Below are 17,113 nucleotides of genomic sequence, written 5' to 3'. Positions count from 1 at the left end.
CTCCCCCTCCCGGCCTCCCCAACGATAGTAGCCTGTGGGAGGCCGGGAGGGGGAGCGGGCCGGTGCCGCATCAATACTAGCCGCGCCCGCGATAAGGCGCGACGCCCTGATCGGGCAGCCACAGGTCGGCGGGCGGCGCGCTCGATTGCCAGAACACGTCGATCGGGATGCCGCCGCGCGGATACCAGTAACCGCCGATGCGCAACCACCGCGGCTGCATCTCGTCGAACAGGCGGCGGCCGATACCGACGGTGCAATCCTCGTGAAAGCCCGCATGATTGCGAAAGGAGCCGAGGAACAGCTTGAGGCTCTTCGATTCGACGATCGTTTCGCCGGGCGCATAATCGATGACGAGGTGGGCGAAATCGGGCTGGCCGGTCACCGGACAAAGCGACGTGAACTCGGGCGCCGCGAAACGGACGAGATAGAGCTCGCCGATGCGCGGATTGGGGACATAGTCGAGGATCGCGGCTTCGGGCGCGGCAGGAAGTTCGCTGGACTGGCCGAGATGTTTCGGCGCGAGCGGTGTAGGGCTGGAATCGGTCATGGAAAGGCTCTAGTGCGCAGCGCGGCCCATGTCACCGCCTTGTCGGGCGGAAACGGCCGGGTTCAGCGCCAATTCAGCCGTGCTGGCCAAAATATATGGTTCGGGATCGCGAAAACAGAATGACAAACAGGACGAAGGGGCAGGGAAGCAAAGCGGCGTTGCTGCCGCTGATCGCGCTCGCCCTGACGGGCCCGGTGCCCGTGCTCGCGCAGAACACGCCGGCGCCCGCGCCATCGTCGGGACGCCCGCTCGATTTCCGCCTGCCCCCCGCCGACGAAGGTCGCCCGTCGGGCGTGCAGGGCCCATCGGACAACGGTTTGCCGCCCGTCGCACCGGGCGAACGGCGCGGACAGCCGACGCCCACTCCTGCGCCAGCGCCCGTGCAGCCTGCGGCGCCCCCGCGAGTCGCGCCGACGCAGCCGGCGACCGTCACGACGCCCGCGCCAGCCCCGGCGCGCCGCGAGGCCCCGGCATCGGCGGCGCCGCGCACCGTCGCTGCGCCGAACGGCGCGGCGCTGACACAGCCCGCCACGATCGACAGTCCCGCGCTGCCTCCGATCGAAACCACCGCCGTGCCCGAGGCTCCGGTCACGGACGCAGGGCCGGTTGTAGCCGACGAACCGCCTGCCGCCGCCGCGCCAGCGAGCGCACCGTCGGGGACACCGCTTTGGGCGTGGCTGCTCGCCGCAGCCGCTGCCGCGGGTGCGGGCTTCTGGTACTGGCGCCGCCGCATGACGGTCTCGGGTCCGGCGGTCGACGAGGGCGCTCCGGCGCCGCAGCCTGCCGCCCCGGCGCCGAAGTCCGCCGCGCCCGTGGCTCCGCGCCCGGCTGCGCCGCAACCGGTGCGGGCGCCGGTGGCTCAGCCCGAACCCCGCCCGGCCTCGCCGCTCGTCACGCGCGTGACCGGCGAACGGCGCGCGATCGTCGGGATGGCGCTCGACATTCGCAGTATTCGCTTCGCGCCCGATCATGTCGCGGTGGGCTTTGCGCTGAACCTGCTCAATCAGGGAACGGTCCCCGCGACCGGGTTGATGGTTCGACTCGCGTTGAATCAGGGATCGGCGATGCCCGAGGCCGTGCTCGCCCGCTTCTTCGACGGGGCGGGGGGCAGCGTGCTGCGCGACGACATGGCGCTCGCTGTCGGCGACGGCGAGCTATTGTCGACCGAAGTCATGCTGCCGCGCGCCGCGATCGAACCGCTGATGATCGGCGGCAAGCCGATGCTGGTGCCCGTGATCGCGTTCGACGTGACCTATCATTGGGACGGCGAGGGCGATGCCTTCGGCCAGAATGCGGGCAGTTTCGTGCTGGGCCGCGAACAGGGCGCGAGCGGCAGCGGCAAGCTGTCGCCGCTACCGCTCGACCGCGCGTCCTATAATGTCGACCGCCCGGGCGCCCGCGCGACGGCGATCAAGCGTAGCCAATAATCTGGCCCATAAGGGTACTGCTTTTTTGTTGCGGTGCAGCATCGGCTGAGGCACATCTCCACCGCGCTTGAAAAAGCGCAGGGCGGGGCATAGGCTGACTATCCCCGGAAAGAAGCCACAGCAGGATGGCCGGGATAGGGACAGGCAAAGAAGTTCCCGACCGGCCGCAACAGGAGCATGACATGGACGCCTTGGTCTCAACCGACTGGCTGGAACGCGAACTGGGGGCATCGGACCTGCGGGTCGTCGATGCGACGAAATTCATGGCGGACGCCGGGCGCGACGCACGCGCCGAATATGAAGCGGGGCACATTGCCGGCGCAGTTTTCATGGATCTGGCTGAATTGACCGATCCGTCGAGCGACGTCGAAAATATGGCGCCGCAGGCCGAGAAATTTGCCAGCCGCATGCAGTCGCTGGGTCTCGGCGATGGCAGCCGTATCGTGCTCTACGACGACAGCCCGCTGAAGAGCGCGGCGCGCGCATGGTGGCTGCTCAAGCTGTTCGGCGCGCACGACGTCGCGCTCCTCGACGGCGGCCTCGCCAAATGGAAGGCCGAAGGCCGCGCGCTCGAAATGGGCAAACAGACACTGCGCCACCGCCATTTCACCGTGTGGCGCGATGCCAAGGCGGTTCGCACCAAGGATCAGATGCTCGCGAACGTCGACAGCGGCGCCGAACAGGTCGTCGACGCGCGGCCCGCCGCACGCTTCACCGGTGAAGACCGCGATCCGCGTCCCGGCCTTGCTCCCGGCCATATCCCGAACTCGCGCAGCCTGCCGCACAGTGAATTGTTCAACGCCGACGGCACCTGGAAACAGGGTGACGAGCTCAAGGCGGCGTTCGACGCCGCCGGAATCGATCTCGACAAGCCGCTCGTCACGACCTGCGGTAGCGGCATGACCGCGACCGTCGTCGCGTTCGGCGCACATCTGCTCGGCAAGGAAGATGTGTCGGTCTATGACGGCAGCTGGGTCGAATGGGGCGCCGATCCTGCGACGCCCAAGGCGACCGGCGCGGCCTGAAAATCTGGTTCGTCGCCCCGCGAAGGTGGATTTTGGCGTGCGTCCCGCTAACAAGCGGGGATGAGCAACAGCGATGACGAAAACCTCCGCCCTGCAACGAAGCTCGTGCAGGGCGGCCGGCGGCCCGAATGGACCGGCGACCCGCGGCTCGGCGGCGGCGTCGTCAATCCGCCGGTGTGGCGCGCCTCGACGATTCTCTACGACAATATCGCCGACCTGAAGGCGCGCGGCCACGCGACGCACGACAAGCTTTATTACGGCCGGCGCGGGACGCCGACGGTGTGGGCGCTCGCCGACGCGCTGACGCAGATGGAGCCGGGCGCCGAAGGCACCTTGCTCTATCCGTCGGGGGTTGCCGCCAATTCGGCGGGGCTGCTCGCGCTCTTGTCGCCCGGCGATCATCTGCTGATGGTCGACAGCGCGTACGAACCGACGCGGGCTTTCTGCAACGGCATGCTCGCGCGGCTGGGGGTCGAGACGAGCTATTATGACCCGCTCGTCGGCGCGGGCATCGCCGGGCTGATCCGGCCCGAAACCAAGCTGATCTTCCTCGAATCGCCGGGCAGCCTGACCTTCGAGGTGCAGGATATCCCTGCGATTGTTGCAGCCGCGCGCGCGCGCGGCGTGCTGACGATGCTCGACAACACCTGGGCGACACCGCTGCTCTTTCCGGCGCTCGCGCACGGCATCGATGTGACGATGATGAGCCTTACCAAATATGTCGGCGGGCATAGCGATGCGATGATGGGCTCGCTCACCGCGACCAAGGCCGTCTGGCCGCGGCTGCGGCAGGCGGCCTATCAACTCGGGCAGGCGGTTTCGCCCGACGATTGCGCGCTGATGCTGCGCGGCCTCCGCACGCTTGATGTCCGGATGCAGCGCCACGGCGAGAGCGGTCTTGCGGTCGCCAATTGGCTCGCGGCACGGCCCGAGGTCGGCCGCGTCCTCCATCCCGCCCTGCCCGGCGATCCGGGCCAGGCGATCTGGTCGCGCGATTTTCGTGGCACCAGCGGACTCTTTGGCTTCACGCTGAAAGGCGTCGACGAGGCGGCGCGGACGCGCTTCATCGATTCGCTCGTGCATTTCGGCATCGGGTTCAGCTGGGGCGGTTATGAAAGCCTCGTCGTACCCAGTGATCCGGCGACGATCCGCACCGCGACCGGCTGGAGCGATCCCGACCCGCTGGTTCGCCTGTCGATCGGGCTCGAGGATCCGGCCGACCTGATCGCCGATCTCGAGCGCGGCTTTGCTGCGATGGCAGGATGAGCAGGGTGGACGGGCTGCCCGAAGGTGTCGTTCGCACGATCGACGCGCTGAAGGCCATCGGTATCGATGTGGGCTCGTACCGCCTGTCGCTCTACGGGTTGTTCTCGACGATCATCGTCGCGGTGCTGCTCTATCTGGCGGTGCGTGTCGTCCTGCGCTCGATCAAATGGCTGCTCCGCCGCAACACCCAGATCGATGCGACGCAGCGGCTGCTTGCCGAAAAGCTGATCGCGATTGCGCTGGCCGTCTTTGCGCTGTTGTTCGGTATCGATCTGCTCGGGATCGACCTGACCGCACTCGCGGTCTTTTCGGGCGCCGCGGGCCTCGCGATCGGTTTCGGGCTGCAGAAAACCGTCGGCAATCTGATCGCGGGGATCATCCTGCTGATGGACCGCTCGATCAAGCCGGGCGACATCATCGTCGTCGGCGACGGCAGCAGCATGGGCGGCACGGCGGCGACGAACGGCGTGCCCAATGTCGGGCGAGTCGCCAAGATCGGGGTGCGCGCGGTCAATGTCGTCACCCGCGACGGCAAGAAGCATCTGATCCCGAACGAACTGCTGATGACGCAGCCGGTCGAAAATTGGAGCTATGCGAGCCCCGAGGTGCGCGTGCGGATGCGCATTCCGGTCGGTTATGGCTGCGATTTGCGGCTTGCGCAGCGGCTGATCGTCGAAACTGCGATGACGAACCCGCGGATCCTGAACGAGCCCGAACCGGCGGTGTGGATCACGGCGTTCGGCGAACGCGCGGTCGAGCATGAGCTGCGCTACTGGATTTCGGACCCCGAAGCGGGGCTCGGCAATATTCAGGGTGAGGTGTTTCTGGGGATCTGGGATCGCTTCAAGGAAGCCGGGATCGCCATTCCCTATCCGCGGCAGGATGTGCGGATTATCGGGGCGCCGGACCAAGGCCCGGCGCCCGCGGACAGCAATTAGAAGCCGGTCGCCTTCGCGCGCTCGATGCACTCGACGATGATGCGTTTCGCTTCATTGACGTCGCCCCAGCCGTTGAGCTTCGCCCATTTGCCGGGCTCGAGATCCTTATAGTGGGTGAAGAAATGCTCGATCTGCTGCAGCACGATCGGCGGCATGTCGGTGTAGCTCGCGACGTCGGCATAATAGGGGAAGGTCTTGTTGACGGGGACGCACAGCAGCTTTTCGTCGCCGCCGGCATCGTCTTCCATCATCAGCACGCCGATCGGGCGGCACTTCACCACCGCGCCCGCGACGATCGGCGAGCGCGCGACGACCAGAGCGTCGAGCGGATCGCCGTCTTCGCCCAGCGTGTGCGGCACGAAGCCATAGTTGGCGGGATAGCGCATCGGCGTGTGCAGAAAGCGGTCGACGAACAGCGCGCCCGATGCCTTGTCGAATTCATATTTCACCGGCTCGCCGCCGATCGGGACTTCGATCAGGACATTCAGGCTGTCGGGCGGGCTGTCGCCGGCGGGAATCAGGTCGATGCGCATGGGAGAATGGAGTCCTTTATTCTGTTCTCCGCCGAATCTTTTACAGCTGGCGGCGCGGCGCCAATAGCCGATCAAACCAGTCGGGGCCACCGCCCGTTTTTTCGAGGTGCGGCCAGCGCAGGCCACCGTGATAATCGAGCTCGATATTGCGATAGCGGCCGCCGCGTTCGACGAGCAGACGCACCGGGGTCTTGCCGTCGGTCGCGGTGCGAATCGCGCTTTCCAGGCGCTCGCGGCTATAGCTGGTGCCGTCGACCGCGACGATTTTCGTGCCGTTGACGATGTCCGCCTTGAACGCGGGGCCGTCCCACAGGATGGCGCTCGCGATGCCATCCTTGTCGACGGTCATGCCCAGCGAATGGGTCAGGTCGGCGTTTTTCGCCTGCGCCATGCGGTCGCGGTCGTACACATTGGGCGCATCGCGCCAGACAAGACGATACCCCGCACGCTCGATACCGCCGACGGGCGTGGCCTGCCCCGGCGTCTGGAGCCTTTCGCGCAGGAAATTCGCCCAGTCGTGCGGATAAACGGCGTTCAGCGACGCTATAACATCGTCGAAATCATATGTATCCTGCCCCCAATCCCCCTCACGCCCGCCGAAAAAGGCGCGCGCGAAATCGTCGAGGCTTTTGCCGTTGTTCGTGGCCTGACGGATCAGCATGTCGGCCTCCAGCCAGACCAGCGATCCCTCGTTGTAATAATCTTCGCTCCGCGACCAGCTCGCGAAAGGCTTGGGTTTGCGCGCCGCGATGATCGGGTCGAGCGTCGTGTCCTCGACCGAGCGCCACAGCCGCCCTGGCTGCGCACTGTAATAGCCCGCGTTCGTCGCCCATTCGGCGAGGATCATGTCTTTCGACTGAATCCCCGACCGACCGGCGATAACGAGGTCCCAGAAGCTCGTCTGGCCTTCGTAGACCCACAGCAGATTGTCCTGCATCGGGGTGCGATAATCGGGGGTCCACATCTTGTCGGGGCGGCGATATTTGCCGTTCCAGCTATGTGTCAGCTCGTGCGGCAGGAGCCCGCGCTCACTGTCATTGTCGTTCCATTTGGTAAAATAGTCGGGGTTGCGGCTGTTCTCGCTGCTGCGATGATGTTCGAGCCCGATGCCGCCGAGTTCGTCGGTGAGTGCGAGCAGGAATTCATAGCGGTCGAAATGCCGCACCCCGAACAGCGCCACCGCCTCGGACACCAGCGCCGCGTGGCGCGCGATATGATCGGGGCTCGCTTCGAGATATTTTGCTTCATCGGCGACGACGTTGAGCGTTACCTTGTTGCCGAGATCCCATTTGCGGAAATATTTTCCCGCGAACATCGGGCTGTCGACCAGCACCTCGTAATTGGTCGGGGCAAAGCTGTAGCGGTTTCCCGAAACCTTCAGGCCGTCGAGCGCCGACGCACCGGTCCAGCCGTCGGGCAGCGTCACTTCGAGCTGCACCGGGATCGCGCGGGTGAAATAGCCCGCGGGATACAGGCTGACCTGCTCCCACTGCAGGTTCATCATCGTGGGAGTCACCACGACGCGGCCTTCGCTCGTGCGCGTCGGCGACAGGAAATCGAATGTTACGTCGATGCTCTTCGCGCCTGCGGGTACGTCGATGTCGAACGCATAGACATCGGTCGGCTGGCGCGTCCAGACGAGCGCTTTTCCTCCTGTGCTCGCCTTGAACCCGGCTACCTCGGCAATCGCGCCGCGTGGGGCATGTTTGCCGGGCAGCCATTCGGGATAGAGCAGGGTCAGCTTACCCGACTTTGCCACGGGAATCGTCTGGCGGACATGAAAGATGCCGCGCGCAAAGTCCGTCGCGTCGACCTTCAGCTGCATCGTGCCGGGATAGGGCCGGTCGACGGGCAGCGGGATGGTCAGTGGCTGGACGACCGGCTGCGGCCGGCTGTTGCCCTCTTGGGCGTAGACGGTGGGCGTAGTGAGGACGAAGAGCGCGGGTGCGACGAACAGTGCTTTTATCATGTTCGTTTCTTTGCCTCCGATTGGCCGTGAGGTCCAGCGAACGCTCTGCAAGCGCCCTTTGCCTTTCGACGAAAAACCATTAGACGCCGCGGCCATGAGCAAGGACAAATCCGCGAAGATCCCGACTCCGCAGGCCGTGCGTGGCACGCAGGACATGCTCGGCGATTTCGCCGACCGTTTCGCGCACGTCGTCGATACATTCGAGCGGGTGCGTCGCCTCTATGGCTACAAGCGCATCGAAGTGCCGGTGATCGAGCCGACCGCGGTGTTCGCGCGCTCGCTGGGCGAGACGACCGACGTCGTGTCGAAGGAAATGTATTCGTTCGAGGATCGCGGCGGTGAATCGATCACGCTGCGCCCCGAATTTACCGCCGGCATCGCGCGGGCGTACATCACCAACGGCTGGCAGCAGTTCGCGCCGCTCAAGGTCGCGACCCACGGCCCGCTGTTCCGTTACGAGCGCCCGCAAAAGGGACGCTATCGCCAGTTTCACCAGCTCGATGCCGAAGTTCTGGGCAGCGACAGCCCGCTTGCCGACGCCGAGTTGCTGGTCTTCGCCGACCAGCTCCTGAAAGAGCTCGGCATCGGCGAGGGCGTGACCCTCACGCTCAACACGCTCGGCGATGCCGCGAGCCGCGACGCATGGCGTACTGCGCTGGTCGAGCATTTCGAAGCGCACCGCGGCGACCTGTCCGAAGACAGCCTCGCACGGCTCGACAAGAACCCGCTGCGTATCCTCGACAGCAAGGATGCCAAGGACCGTCCGATCGCCGACAGCGCGCCCGACATCGACGCGTTCCTGACCGGCGAGGCGCAGGATTTCTTCGGTGCGGTCACCGCCGGCCTCGATGCGGCTGGCGTCGCGTGGGAGCGCAACGCGCGGCTCGTGCGCGGGCTCGATTATTATCGCCATACGGCGTTCGAATTCGTCACCGACCGGCTGGGGGCACAGGGCACCGTGCTCGGCGGTGGGCGTTATGACGGGCTGATCGAAGCGCTCGGCGGACCGCCGACCGCCGCGGTCGGCTGGGCGGCCGGGATCGAGCGGCTGGCGATGCTGCTTGCCGATGATATCATCGACAACCGGCTCGACGCAGTGATCGCGGTCGAGGACGATAGTCAGTTCGCGCAAGCGATGAAGGCTCTCGCCACCCTGCGCAGCGGCGGCTTCTCGGCCGATATCGTAGCCACCGGATCGCCGCGCAAGCGGTTCGACAAGGCGGTCAAGATTCCGGCCCACGCGCTGGTCTCGGTTGGCACACGCGACGATGTGGCTTACGTCAATGTCCGTGGGGACAGCGACCGGGCGAGGCAGGTCGAGGCGGTCGTCCGCGCGCTCTGATGACCAATGTTTCCGAAAGACAGATCGACGCGATCATCGAACGCCATGCCGCGCTGCAAGCGCGCATGGCGACGGGCGATATGGCGCCCGCCGATTTCGTCGCGGCGTCGAAGGAATTTGCCGAACTGGAACCTGTCGCCACCGCGGCGCGCGAAGTCGTGCGGCTGCGCGGCGAACTGGCCTCGCTGACCGAAATGCTCGCCGATCCCGAGATGAAGGCGATGGCGGCCGAGGAAATCGCCGCGGTCGAGGAGGCGCTGCCCGCCGCCGAGCACGATCTTGCGATCAAGCTGCTGCCCAAGGATGTCGCCGACGAACGCGCTGCGATGCTCGAAATCCGCGCCGGCACGGGCGGCGACGAAGCGGCGCTGTTCGCGGGCGATCTGCTGCGGATGTACAGCCGCTATGCCGACGGTCAGGGCTGGAAGGTCGAAGTGATCTCGGCGAACGAGACCGAGGTTGGCGGCTACAAGGAAGTCGTCGCGTCGGTGACGGGGCAGGGCGTTTTCGCCAAGCTCAAGTTCGAAAGCGGCGTCCACCGCGTCCAGCGCGTGCCGGCGACCGAAAGTCAGGGCCGCATCCACACCAGCGCCGCGACCGTCGCGGTGCTGCCCGAGGCCGAAGAGGTCGACGTCGCCATCAACGACAGCGACCTCAAGATCGATATTTATCGCGCGTCGGGTGCGGGCGGTCAGCATGTCAACACCACCGATTCGGCGATCCGCATCACGCATATTCCGTCAGGCCTTGTCGTGATCCAGCAGGACCAGCGCAGCCAGCACAAGAATCGCGCCAAGGCGATGCAGGTGCTGCGCGCGCGGCTCTACGATCTGGAACGCGAGAAGATCCACAGCGCCGAAGCGTCGGCGCGCAAGTCGATGGTCGGGTCGGGCGACCGCTCCGAACGCATCCGCACCTATAATTTTCCGCAGGGGCGCGTGACCGATCACCGCATCAACCTGACGCTCCATCGCCTGCCCGAAATCATCGAAGGCGCGATGGGCGAGTTGATCGACGCGCTGATCGCCGAAGATCAGGCGCAGCGGCTGGCGGGGCTGGGTGACTGACGTCGGCGCCGCGCTGCGCGATGCGGCGCAGCGGCTCGCGGGGGTGTCGGACACGCCGCGCCTCGATGCCGAACTGCTGATGGCGCATGCGCTGGGTGTCGAGCGGCAGGCGCTGCTGCTCGATCCCTACCGCTTCGAAGTGCCCGCCGAATTCGCCCGGCTGATCGGGCGGCGAATGACGCACGAACCCGTCGCCTATATCGTCGGCTATCGCGATTTCTGGACGATCCGGCTTATGGTCGGCCCGGGCATGCTGATCCCGCGCCCGGACAGCGAAACGCTGATCGAGGCCGCGATCGATCATTTCGGCACCGACGGGCCGAAGCGCATACTCGATCTTGGAACCGGGCCGGGCACCTTGCTTCTCGCGGCGCTGGCCCAATGGCCCGCGGCGCACGGGCTGGGAATCGACGAAGCGGAGAAGGCCGTCACCTGGGCCGAGAACAATGCCATCGACCTTGAGATGGCCGAACGCGCACGATTCCGGATCGGCGATTGGGCATCGGGGCTCGCTGGCCAGTTCGACCTGATCCTCTGCAATCCGCCCTATATCGCCGATACCGAAAAATTGATGCCCGATGTCGCCGATCACGAGCCGCCCGGGGCGCTCTTCGCCGGCGCCGACGGCCTTGACGACTATCGCCGGATCATCCCTGATTTGCCGCATCTTCTAGGCCCCGGGGGCATCGCCATCCTTGAAATCGGGCACACGCAACATATGTCTGTAGGCGAGCTCGCCGAAGCGGCGGGATTTGCCGTCACCTGCAAACAGGATCTGGGCGGTCGCGACAGGGCGCTTTTGCTGACCCGCACCTGACCCGCCCGCAAGAATTCGCTTGGTTTCCGCCGCAAAGCACGATAGGGGCGGCTCACAGACCTGATCGGGGTCCCTTTGGCGATGCGGACAGCATCGATACTGGTCCGGCTGGTCTGCTTCCCACTTACGATGCTGGTGCGGGACCGTGGGGTTCGGCGCAAGCGGTAAAGGGCAAGAACCGCGCAAGGAGCGCGGGCACGGCGCGCAATGGCGCGGTCGGCCAAAAGGGGTTGGCGTAGCTTATTAGCTTATCGACAGGATGTCTCAGTTGAACATGAACAACCGACAGAACGGTCGCCGTCGCGGCCGTAACAACAACAGCAACAACAATAATCGGCCGCAATCGGGCGGACGCGGTGGGGTCGACCAGGCCAACCGCATCGACAGTCGGGCGCGCGGCAACGGCGCCCAGATGATCGAGAAATATCGCAACCTCGCGCGCGACGCGCAGCTTGCGGGCGACCGGGTCCAGACCGAATATTATCTGCAGTTCGCCGACCATTATTTCCGCGTCGTGAGCGACTTCCGCGCCCGTCAGGACGAAAAGAACGCCCAGAACGGGCAGGACCGTGGCCCCGACCGCCAGCGCGAGATTCGCGGCGTCGAGGATTTCGACGGCCATGACGATACCGACAATGATATCGACACCGACCGCGACGATGGCGACAATGGTGACGACCGCGGCGACCGGAATGATCGCAACGAGCGGAGCGATCGCAATGATCGTGGCCAGCGCGACAATCGCGGCAATCGTGAGGACGATAATCGCGGCAATCGCGAACCGCGCGGCAATCGCGACGATGACAATCGCGGCAACCGCCAGCCGGCGCGTGCGCGCGCCGTCGCCCGCAATCGCGACGAAGAGGAAGTGCGCGACGATCGCAACGATCGCAGCGAAGCGTCCGCACGCGAAGAAGCGGTCGAGGAAGAACGCGCCGCCGCCCCGCGCCCGGCGCGCCGCCCGGCCCGCCGTCCGCGGCAGGAAGAGAGCGCCGACAATGGTGACGCAGGGATCGACACGGCGGTTCTGCCGCCTGCGATCGGGCGTCCTGACCGCAGCGCCGAAAGCGATGCTGCCGACGAGGCGCCGGCCGCCAAGCCGCGTCGTACGCGCCGCACCCTCGCGACGCGCAGCTCTGACGTGGAAGCCGCTGAATAGGCCCGCGATTTGGCGCTAGCCTTTGAATTCGACATGACATAGACCTCCTCGCCTATACTCGCGGGGAGGTTTTTTTATGCGCGCTGTGGCAATGCTTTGCGTTCCGGCTGCTCTGGCGGCGGGATTGGTTTCGCTCCCGGCGGCCGCGCAGGATCCGGCCCAAGGCAATGCACAGGGCGATGTTGCCGTCACCATCTATAACAATGGCCAGTCGCTGGTGCAGGACGACCGCCGGCTCAGCGTCACCGTCGGGCGGAACCGGATCGAATTTCCTGACGTGTCGGCGCGTATCCGTCCCGAGACGGTAACGCTTTCGGGTCCCGGCATCGGCATCGTCGAACAGAATTTCGATTTCGACCTGCTCACCCCCGACAAGTTGATGGACAAGGCGGTCGGCCAGTCGATCACCCTTGTCCGCACCAACCCCGCGACCGGCGCCGAACGCACCGAGCGTGCAAAGGTTCTCGCCGCCAACGGCGGCATCGTGCTCCAGATCGGCGAACGGATCGAAGTGCTGCGCGACGACGGCCTGCCCGTGCGTGCGGTGTTCGACCGGCTGCCGCCCAATCTGCGTGCACGCCCGACACTGTCGGTGACGGTCGATGCCGCGAATGCCGGCACCGTCCCGGCGCGCCTCTCCTACCTCACTCCCAACCTCGGCTGGACGGCGGACTATGTCGCGCTGTTCGATGCTGCCAAGGGGGCAATGGACATCCAGGGCTGGGTGACGCTGACCAACAGCACCGGCACGACATTCAGCAATGCGCGGACCTTGCTCGTTGCAGGCAATCCGGGCGGGGGTGGCGGTTTCCGCCAGATGACCGGCACGATGGATTCGGCCGGAACCGAAAGCAACGCGCGCGAGCGGCTCGGCGACTATTATCTGTATCCGCTCGCCGAACGGACGACGATCGCCAACGCGCAGCAGAAACAGGTCAGTTTCCTCGACGTGAAGGGCGCGCCCGCGCGGTCGACCTATGAATATGTGAACAGCTGGCTGGGCAGCAATACCGAGCCGGTGAGCACCGCGAGCGTGCTGCGTTTTTCGACCTCGCGGCAGGGCGGGCTCGGCGACCAGCTGCCCGCAGGTACGATTCGTGTTTATATGCGTGACGCGCGCGGCGACCCTCAATTCATCGGCGAAAACGCCATCGGCCACACCCCGATGGGGTCGGCGATGTCGCTGCGCACGGGCGATGCTTTTGACGTGAAGGTACAGCCGACCGTCGTGTCGCGCACGCGCAAGGGCGATTCGCGCTGGGTCACCAAGATGAAATATACCGTCACCAACGCCCGGCCGGCGCCGGTGACGGTGCTGCTCGCGCAGGACGGGCTTTATGGCGACGTGCGAATCAGCGATGAAAGCCTGAAGGGGGAACGTATCTCGGCCGACCGGGTCGAATGGCAGGTGCCCGTGCCCGCCAACGGCAAGGTCGACGTCACCGTCACTTTCGATTCGCGTTACTGAGAACCGCGCGATGCGGGCCTGGCCTCTGCTGGCGTGGGGCGCGGCGCTGCTGGTGCCGGCGTCCGCGCTTGCCCAGGCTTCGCCGCCGGTCGTCGTGTCGGCGAAGATCGACGATGCTGCGGTCACCGTCTATCGCGCGCCCAATCGCGGCGCCGGGCCGATCAACCCCAATTGGCCACAGGGTTTTGCCTTCATTACCGAAACGCGCACGGTCACGCTGCCCGCGGGCACTTCGGTCTTGCGGTTCGAGGGGGTGGCCGAGGGGTTGCTTCCCGAAACGGCGGTCGTCAGCGGTCTTCCCGACGGCGTGATCGAAAAGAATCGCGATGCCCGGCTCCTGTCACCCGCAGGACTGGTCGACGCCTATCTCAAGCGCAGCGTTACCTTGCGGCGAACCAGCCGCGCGACTGGCAAGGTCGTCGAGCAGGAAGCGGTGATCCAGTCCGGGCCGAACGGCGGGGTCATTCTCCACACCGCGGCGGGGGTCGAGGCGCTCGCCTGCTCGGGCCTTCCCGAGCGCATGCTGTACGCCCGCGTCCCCAAGGACCTGTCGGCCAAGCCGACCTTGTCGGTGCTTGTCGAAAGCAAGGCGGCGCGGACGGTGAAAATCCAGCTGCTCTATCTGGCCGAGGGATTCGACTGGGCGGCCAATTATGTCGCCGATCGCGGCGCCGACGGAAAGACGCTGGGTATGACCGGCTGGATCACCGTCGCGAACGGCGGGGTCACCAGTTTTCCGGGCGCGCAGCTCAACGTCATCGCCGGGCGGCTCAACAAGGCATATAGCCCGCCGCTGCCGCGCAGCACCCCGGGGCCGCTCATCCTCAAATGCTGGCCGATGGATATCACCAGCACGCATCCCTTGTGGGAACTGCCGCCGATCATCGAGATCGAGGATAATTTTGGCATGATGGACCGCGCCGAAGAGCTTGTGGTGACGAGCGCGCGTAGCCGGGATATGCGCTATATGGCGCTGCCCGCTCCGATCGCTGCTCCGCCGCCTCCGCCCCCGCCTCCTCCCCCCGAAGATCTCGGCGACCTCAAATTCTATCGCATTCCGTTCCGCGTCGACGTGTCGGCCAAGAGGCAAAAGCAGGTCGCCTTGCTCGCCAGGGACAAGGTTGCGGTCGAACAGCTTTATGCCGGCACGCTGTACCAGAACAGCCAGCCGCAGCCGTTGATGATGCGGCTCCGCGTTCAGAATCGCGAATCGGACGGGCTGGGACTGGCGCTTCCCGCCGGCACGGCCGCAGTGTTCGAGACGATCGGCGGGCGCCGCCTCTTGGTCGGCGAAGCGCCGATCGGCGACAAGGCGAAGGACGAGCGGGTCGATTATGACATCGGTCAGAGCCCGGCGATACAGTTTCGCGCGGTGGTCAGCGACCGCGATGCCAAGAGCGAATATCAGACATGGGCGATCACATTGACCAATGCGCGGCCCTTCGATGCCGAGGTCGAGATGCTGATCCCCTTTGCGATCGAGCCGACTCCCGAAGGGTGGGAACGGCGCGGTAGCAGCTGGGTCTGGCGCGTGCGTGTGCCCGCGAACGACAGTCTTGTGCAGACTTTCCGGCAGAAAATGAAGGGCGGCTGATCCGGCGTTCAGACCGGCGGTAGCGCGCGCGGCCGGTGATTCTCGTCGAGCGCGACAAAGGTGAACACGCCTTCGGTCACGCGCTCCTCGGTCCGCCCCCCGTCGCGGGTCGCGATGACCTCGATCCGGATCGCCATCGAGGTGCGGCCGCGCCGTTCGATGTGCGCATAGATAGAGATGATATCGCGCAGCAGGATGGGAGCGATGAATTCCATCGTCTCGATCGCGACCGTCGCGACGGCGCCCTGCGCCTCGCGTCCGGCGACGATGCCGCCTGCTATGTCCATCTGGCTCAGCACCCAGCCACCAAAGATATGGCCGTTGGCATTGATGTCGGCAGGGCGGGGGACGACGCGCAATATCGGGTCGCGGGGGCAGTCGGGCTTGTTATCGGTCATGGTTCATATCCGGATCGTCTTCAAAAGGGTCTTCGATCGCTTCGTCATGCCCGCTGCCGCTCGACAGGAAGACAAGGCCCATCAGTGCGGCGCCGAGGAGAACCGACAGGCCCACTCCGGCGGCGGTTGCGATCATCATATGGATGGTCAGCGCCTCGCCCATCGTCAGGCGAAGCCAGCCGAGCGCGCCGACGACCGCGAGCAGCGACACCAACGCCATGCCTTTCATCAGCCGGCGATAGCGGGCCCAGGCGATTTTCGACGTGTCGCCGTCGTCGAGCGGGGAGCGTTTGACCATGGGCGCTTCCATGGACCAGCCGGCGATCAAGGCCAAGCGCGAATGGAATGCGGCCGGGTGTTTCGGCTTTGCCGCGAATCATGATAGGCTTTGCTTACGGAGAATCGAGATGGGGAGCGGTATGGAATGACGATCGGAGCGATCCTTCACGGGCGCACGGGCCCGGTAATTTCGGCGCGCAAGGATGATACGGTCCGCGCGGTACTCGACCTGCTTGCACAGCACCGCATCGGCGCCGTGCCAGTGATGGAAGGCGAAGCGATCGTCGGCATTTTTTCCGAACGCGACCTCGTCCGGCTCATGTCTTCTTATGGTCCCGAGGCGCTCGACCGCCAGCTCGACGAGGTGATGACGAAATCGCCCGTCACCTGCGATCCGGCGACCGCCGTTATGGGCGCGCTGTCGCAGATGACCCAGCGCCGCATCCGCCACCTGCCCGTCGTGGAAGATGGACGACTGGTCGGTTTCGTATCGATCGGCGACCTCGTCAAATATCGCATCGACCGGATCGAGGCCGAGGCCGCGGCGATGCGCGACTATATAGCGTCGTAGTTTCGGACTGACGCCGGACGACGCTCCGGCGCCGCTATGCTTCGGGACTCTTCCGGCGCAGCACAAGGCGAATCACTTCCGCGATCGCCTCGCGCTCGAGCAACCAGAGCAGCGCGCCATATAATGTGACGCCAAGTGCGACGAGCCCGACGAGTCGGACCGCTGCGGAGAGGCCGAGCGGCGCGATCGCCTCTGCGGTCAAGCCAACTCCGATCGCCATCACCAGCGCAGGGGCGAGTCCGGGCAGCATCGCCCGCGCGATATCCCATAGAGTCACACCGATCAGCGGCGCCGAAAGGCGCGCGGTGATCAGCAGCAACAACGGGGCGGCGATCAGCCAGGCCCACGCCATGCCGACAAGGCCCCATTGTGCCCCGATGAGGAAGGCGGCGGGAAAGAGAATCGCGCCGCTCATCGCCGAGAACATCGGGATCGACGGCTTGCCCAGCGCATTGGTGACGGGAGCGAAGAGAATTTGCACCGTCATCAGGATCAACGCGAGCGAGATCAGCTGGATATAGGGGACCATGCCGAGCCATTTGGCGCCGAACAGGGTTTCGACCATCGGCCCGGCGACGACAGCCAGCCCGCAATAGAAGGGTGCGGCAACGAGCATGACCAGCCGCACCGTCTTGAGGAAGTTCCACCGCACTGCGGCCATATCGTTCTTGATTCGCGAATAGGCGGGGAAGGCGACCTCGTTCAGCGGCGGC

The 17,113-nt window shown here is 65.6% G+C and carries 17 protein-coding genes (1 of these 17 running past the window's edge); 11 read left to right on the top strand and 6 right to left on the bottom strand.

The features are described from left to right. Nucleotides 1-76: 76 nt before the first annotated feature. A complete protein-coding gene (gene queF / locus AC07NV_RS04460; RefSeq protein WP_495165130.1) occupies nucleotides 77-547 on the bottom strand; it encodes a preQ(1) synthase in 471 nt (156 codons plus the stop codon). 119 nt (nucleotides 548-666) lie between these two features. On the opposite strand from queF, the gene AC07NV_RS04455 reads away from it, so the two are divergent. From AC07NV_RS04455 to AC07NV_RS04440, 4 genes are all read left to right on the top strand, one after another. After that, nucleotides 667-1,974: a hypothetical protein gene (locus tag AC07NV_RS04455; protein WP_495165129.1), complete on the top strand. Its 1,308-nt coding sequence runs from the start codon at nucleotides 667-669 to the stop codon at nucleotides 1,972-1,974. 182 nt (nucleotides 1,975-2,156) lie between these two features. Continuing rightward, the gene (gene sseA, locus AC07NV_RS04450; RefSeq protein WP_495165128.1) at nucleotides 2,157-2,999 is read left to right on the top strand and encodes a 3-mercaptopyruvate sulfurtransferase; all 843 of its coding nucleotides are present in this window, start codon (nucleotides 2,157-2,159) and stop codon (nucleotides 2,997-2,999) included. Nucleotides 3,000-3,059: 60 nt separating this feature from the next. Further along, nucleotides 3,060-4,265 (top strand): cystathionine beta-lyase, encoded by a 1,206-nt coding sequence (gene metC, locus AC07NV_RS04445; protein ID WP_495165127.1) that lies wholly within the window; start codon nucleotides 3,060-3,062, stop codon nucleotides 4,263-4,265. Beyond that, nucleotides 4,262-5,203, top strand: coding sequence for a mechanosensitive ion channel family protein (locus AC07NV_RS04440; RefSeq protein ID WP_495165126.1), 942 nt, complete (start codon nucleotides 4,262-4,264; stop codon nucleotides 5,201-5,203). Before metC ends, AC07NV_RS04440 begins: the two co-directional genes overlap by 4 nt. On the opposite strand, the gene ppa is transcribed toward AC07NV_RS04440, so the two are convergent. Both ppa and AC07NV_RS04430 read right to left on the bottom strand, forming a co-directional pair. Then, nucleotides 5,200-5,736 (bottom strand): inorganic diphosphatase, encoded by a 537-nt coding sequence (gene ppa / locus AC07NV_RS04435; RefSeq protein WP_495165125.1) that lies wholly within the window; start codon nucleotides 5,734-5,736, stop codon nucleotides 5,200-5,202. The two genes, AC07NV_RS04440 and ppa, sit on opposite strands and share 4 nt — an antisense overlap. A 40-nt stretch (nucleotides 5,737-5,776) precedes the next feature. Next, a complete protein-coding gene (locus tag AC07NV_RS04430; protein WP_495165124.1) occupies nucleotides 5,777-7,705 on the bottom strand; it encodes a M61 family metallopeptidase in 1,929 nt (642 codons plus the stop codon). Between the two features lie 94 nt (nucleotides 7,706-7,799). Between AC07NV_RS04430 and hisS the strand changes: the two genes are divergently transcribed. The 6 genes from hisS to AC07NV_RS04400 all read left to right on the top strand — a co-directional run bounded on the left by hisS (nucleotide 7,800) and on the right by AC07NV_RS04400 (nucleotide 15,152). After that, entirely contained in the window at nucleotides 7,800-9,047 is a 1,248-nt protein-coding gene (gene hisS, locus AC07NV_RS04425; protein WP_495165123.1) for a histidine--tRNA ligase, read from the top strand. Then, complete coding sequence (gene prfA / locus AC07NV_RS04420; protein ID WP_495165122.1) at nucleotides 9,047-10,114, top strand: peptide chain release factor 1; 1,068 nt, start codon at nucleotides 9,047-9,049, stop codon at nucleotides 10,112-10,114. Before hisS ends, prfA begins: the two co-directional genes overlap by 1 nt. After that, complete coding sequence (prmC, locus tag AC07NV_RS04415; protein WP_495165121.1) at nucleotides 10,107-10,931, top strand: peptide chain release factor N(5)-glutamine methyltransferase; 825 nt, start codon at nucleotides 10,107-10,109, stop codon at nucleotides 10,929-10,931. Before prfA ends, prmC begins: the two co-directional genes overlap by 8 nt. Nucleotides 10,932-11,205: 274 nt before the next feature. Beyond that, a complete protein-coding gene (locus tag AC07NV_RS04410; RefSeq protein WP_495165120.1) occupies nucleotides 11,206-12,090 on the top strand; it encodes a DUF4167 domain-containing protein in 885 nt (294 codons plus the stop codon). Nucleotides 12,091-12,166: 76 nt separating this feature from the next. Further along, entirely contained in the window at nucleotides 12,167-13,558 is a 1,392-nt protein-coding gene (locus AC07NV_RS04405) for a DUF4139 domain-containing protein (protein WP_495165119.1), read from the top strand. A 10-nt stretch (nucleotides 13,559-13,568) separates the two neighbouring features. Beyond that, nucleotides 13,569-15,152 (top strand): DUF4139 domain-containing protein, encoded by a 1,584-nt coding sequence (locus AC07NV_RS04400; RefSeq protein ID WP_495165118.1) that lies wholly within the window; start codon nucleotides 13,569-13,571, stop codon nucleotides 15,150-15,152. An 8-nt stretch (nucleotides 15,153-15,160) separates the two neighbouring features. On the opposite strand, the gene AC07NV_RS04395 is transcribed toward AC07NV_RS04400, so the two are convergent. Both AC07NV_RS04395 and AC07NV_RS04390 read right to left on the bottom strand, forming a co-directional pair. Then, on the bottom strand, nucleotides 15,161-15,550 hold the full coding sequence (locus tag AC07NV_RS04395; RefSeq protein ID WP_495165117.1) for an acyl-CoA thioesterase: 390 nt from the start codon (nucleotides 15,548-15,550) through the stop codon (nucleotides 15,161-15,163). Beyond that, nucleotides 15,540-15,848, bottom strand: a complete 309-nt coding sequence (locus AC07NV_RS04390) for a hypothetical protein (RefSeq protein ID WP_495165116.1) — start codon at nucleotides 15,846-15,848, stop codon at nucleotides 15,540-15,542. Before AC07NV_RS04390 ends, AC07NV_RS04395 begins: the two co-directional genes overlap by 11 nt. 126 nt (nucleotides 15,849-15,974) lie before the next feature. On the opposite strand from AC07NV_RS04390, the gene AC07NV_RS04385 reads away from it, so the two are divergent. Then, on the top strand, nucleotides 15,975-16,400 hold the full coding sequence (locus AC07NV_RS04385) for a CBS domain-containing protein (RefSeq protein WP_495165115.1): 426 nt from the start codon (nucleotides 15,975-15,977) through the stop codon (nucleotides 16,398-16,400). A gap of 34 nt (nucleotides 16,401-16,434) precedes the next feature. Here AC07NV_RS04385 and AC07NV_RS04380 read toward each other — a convergent pair whose 3' ends face one another. Then, nucleotides 16,435-17,113, bottom strand: partial view of a lipopolysaccharide biosynthesis protein gene (locus AC07NV_RS04380; RefSeq protein WP_495165114.1) — the end only. It continues 830 nt past the right edge of the window; the window shows 679 of its 1,509 coding nt (coding positions 831-1,509); the start codon falls outside the window, past its right edge; the stop codon is at nucleotides 16,435-16,437.

The sequence above is a fragment of the Sphingopyxis sp. GW821-FHT10B01 genome (assembly GCF_059415685.1).
Note: the sequence above shows the minus strand (reverse complement) of the source record. Positions and strands in the feature narration are given on the sequence as shown.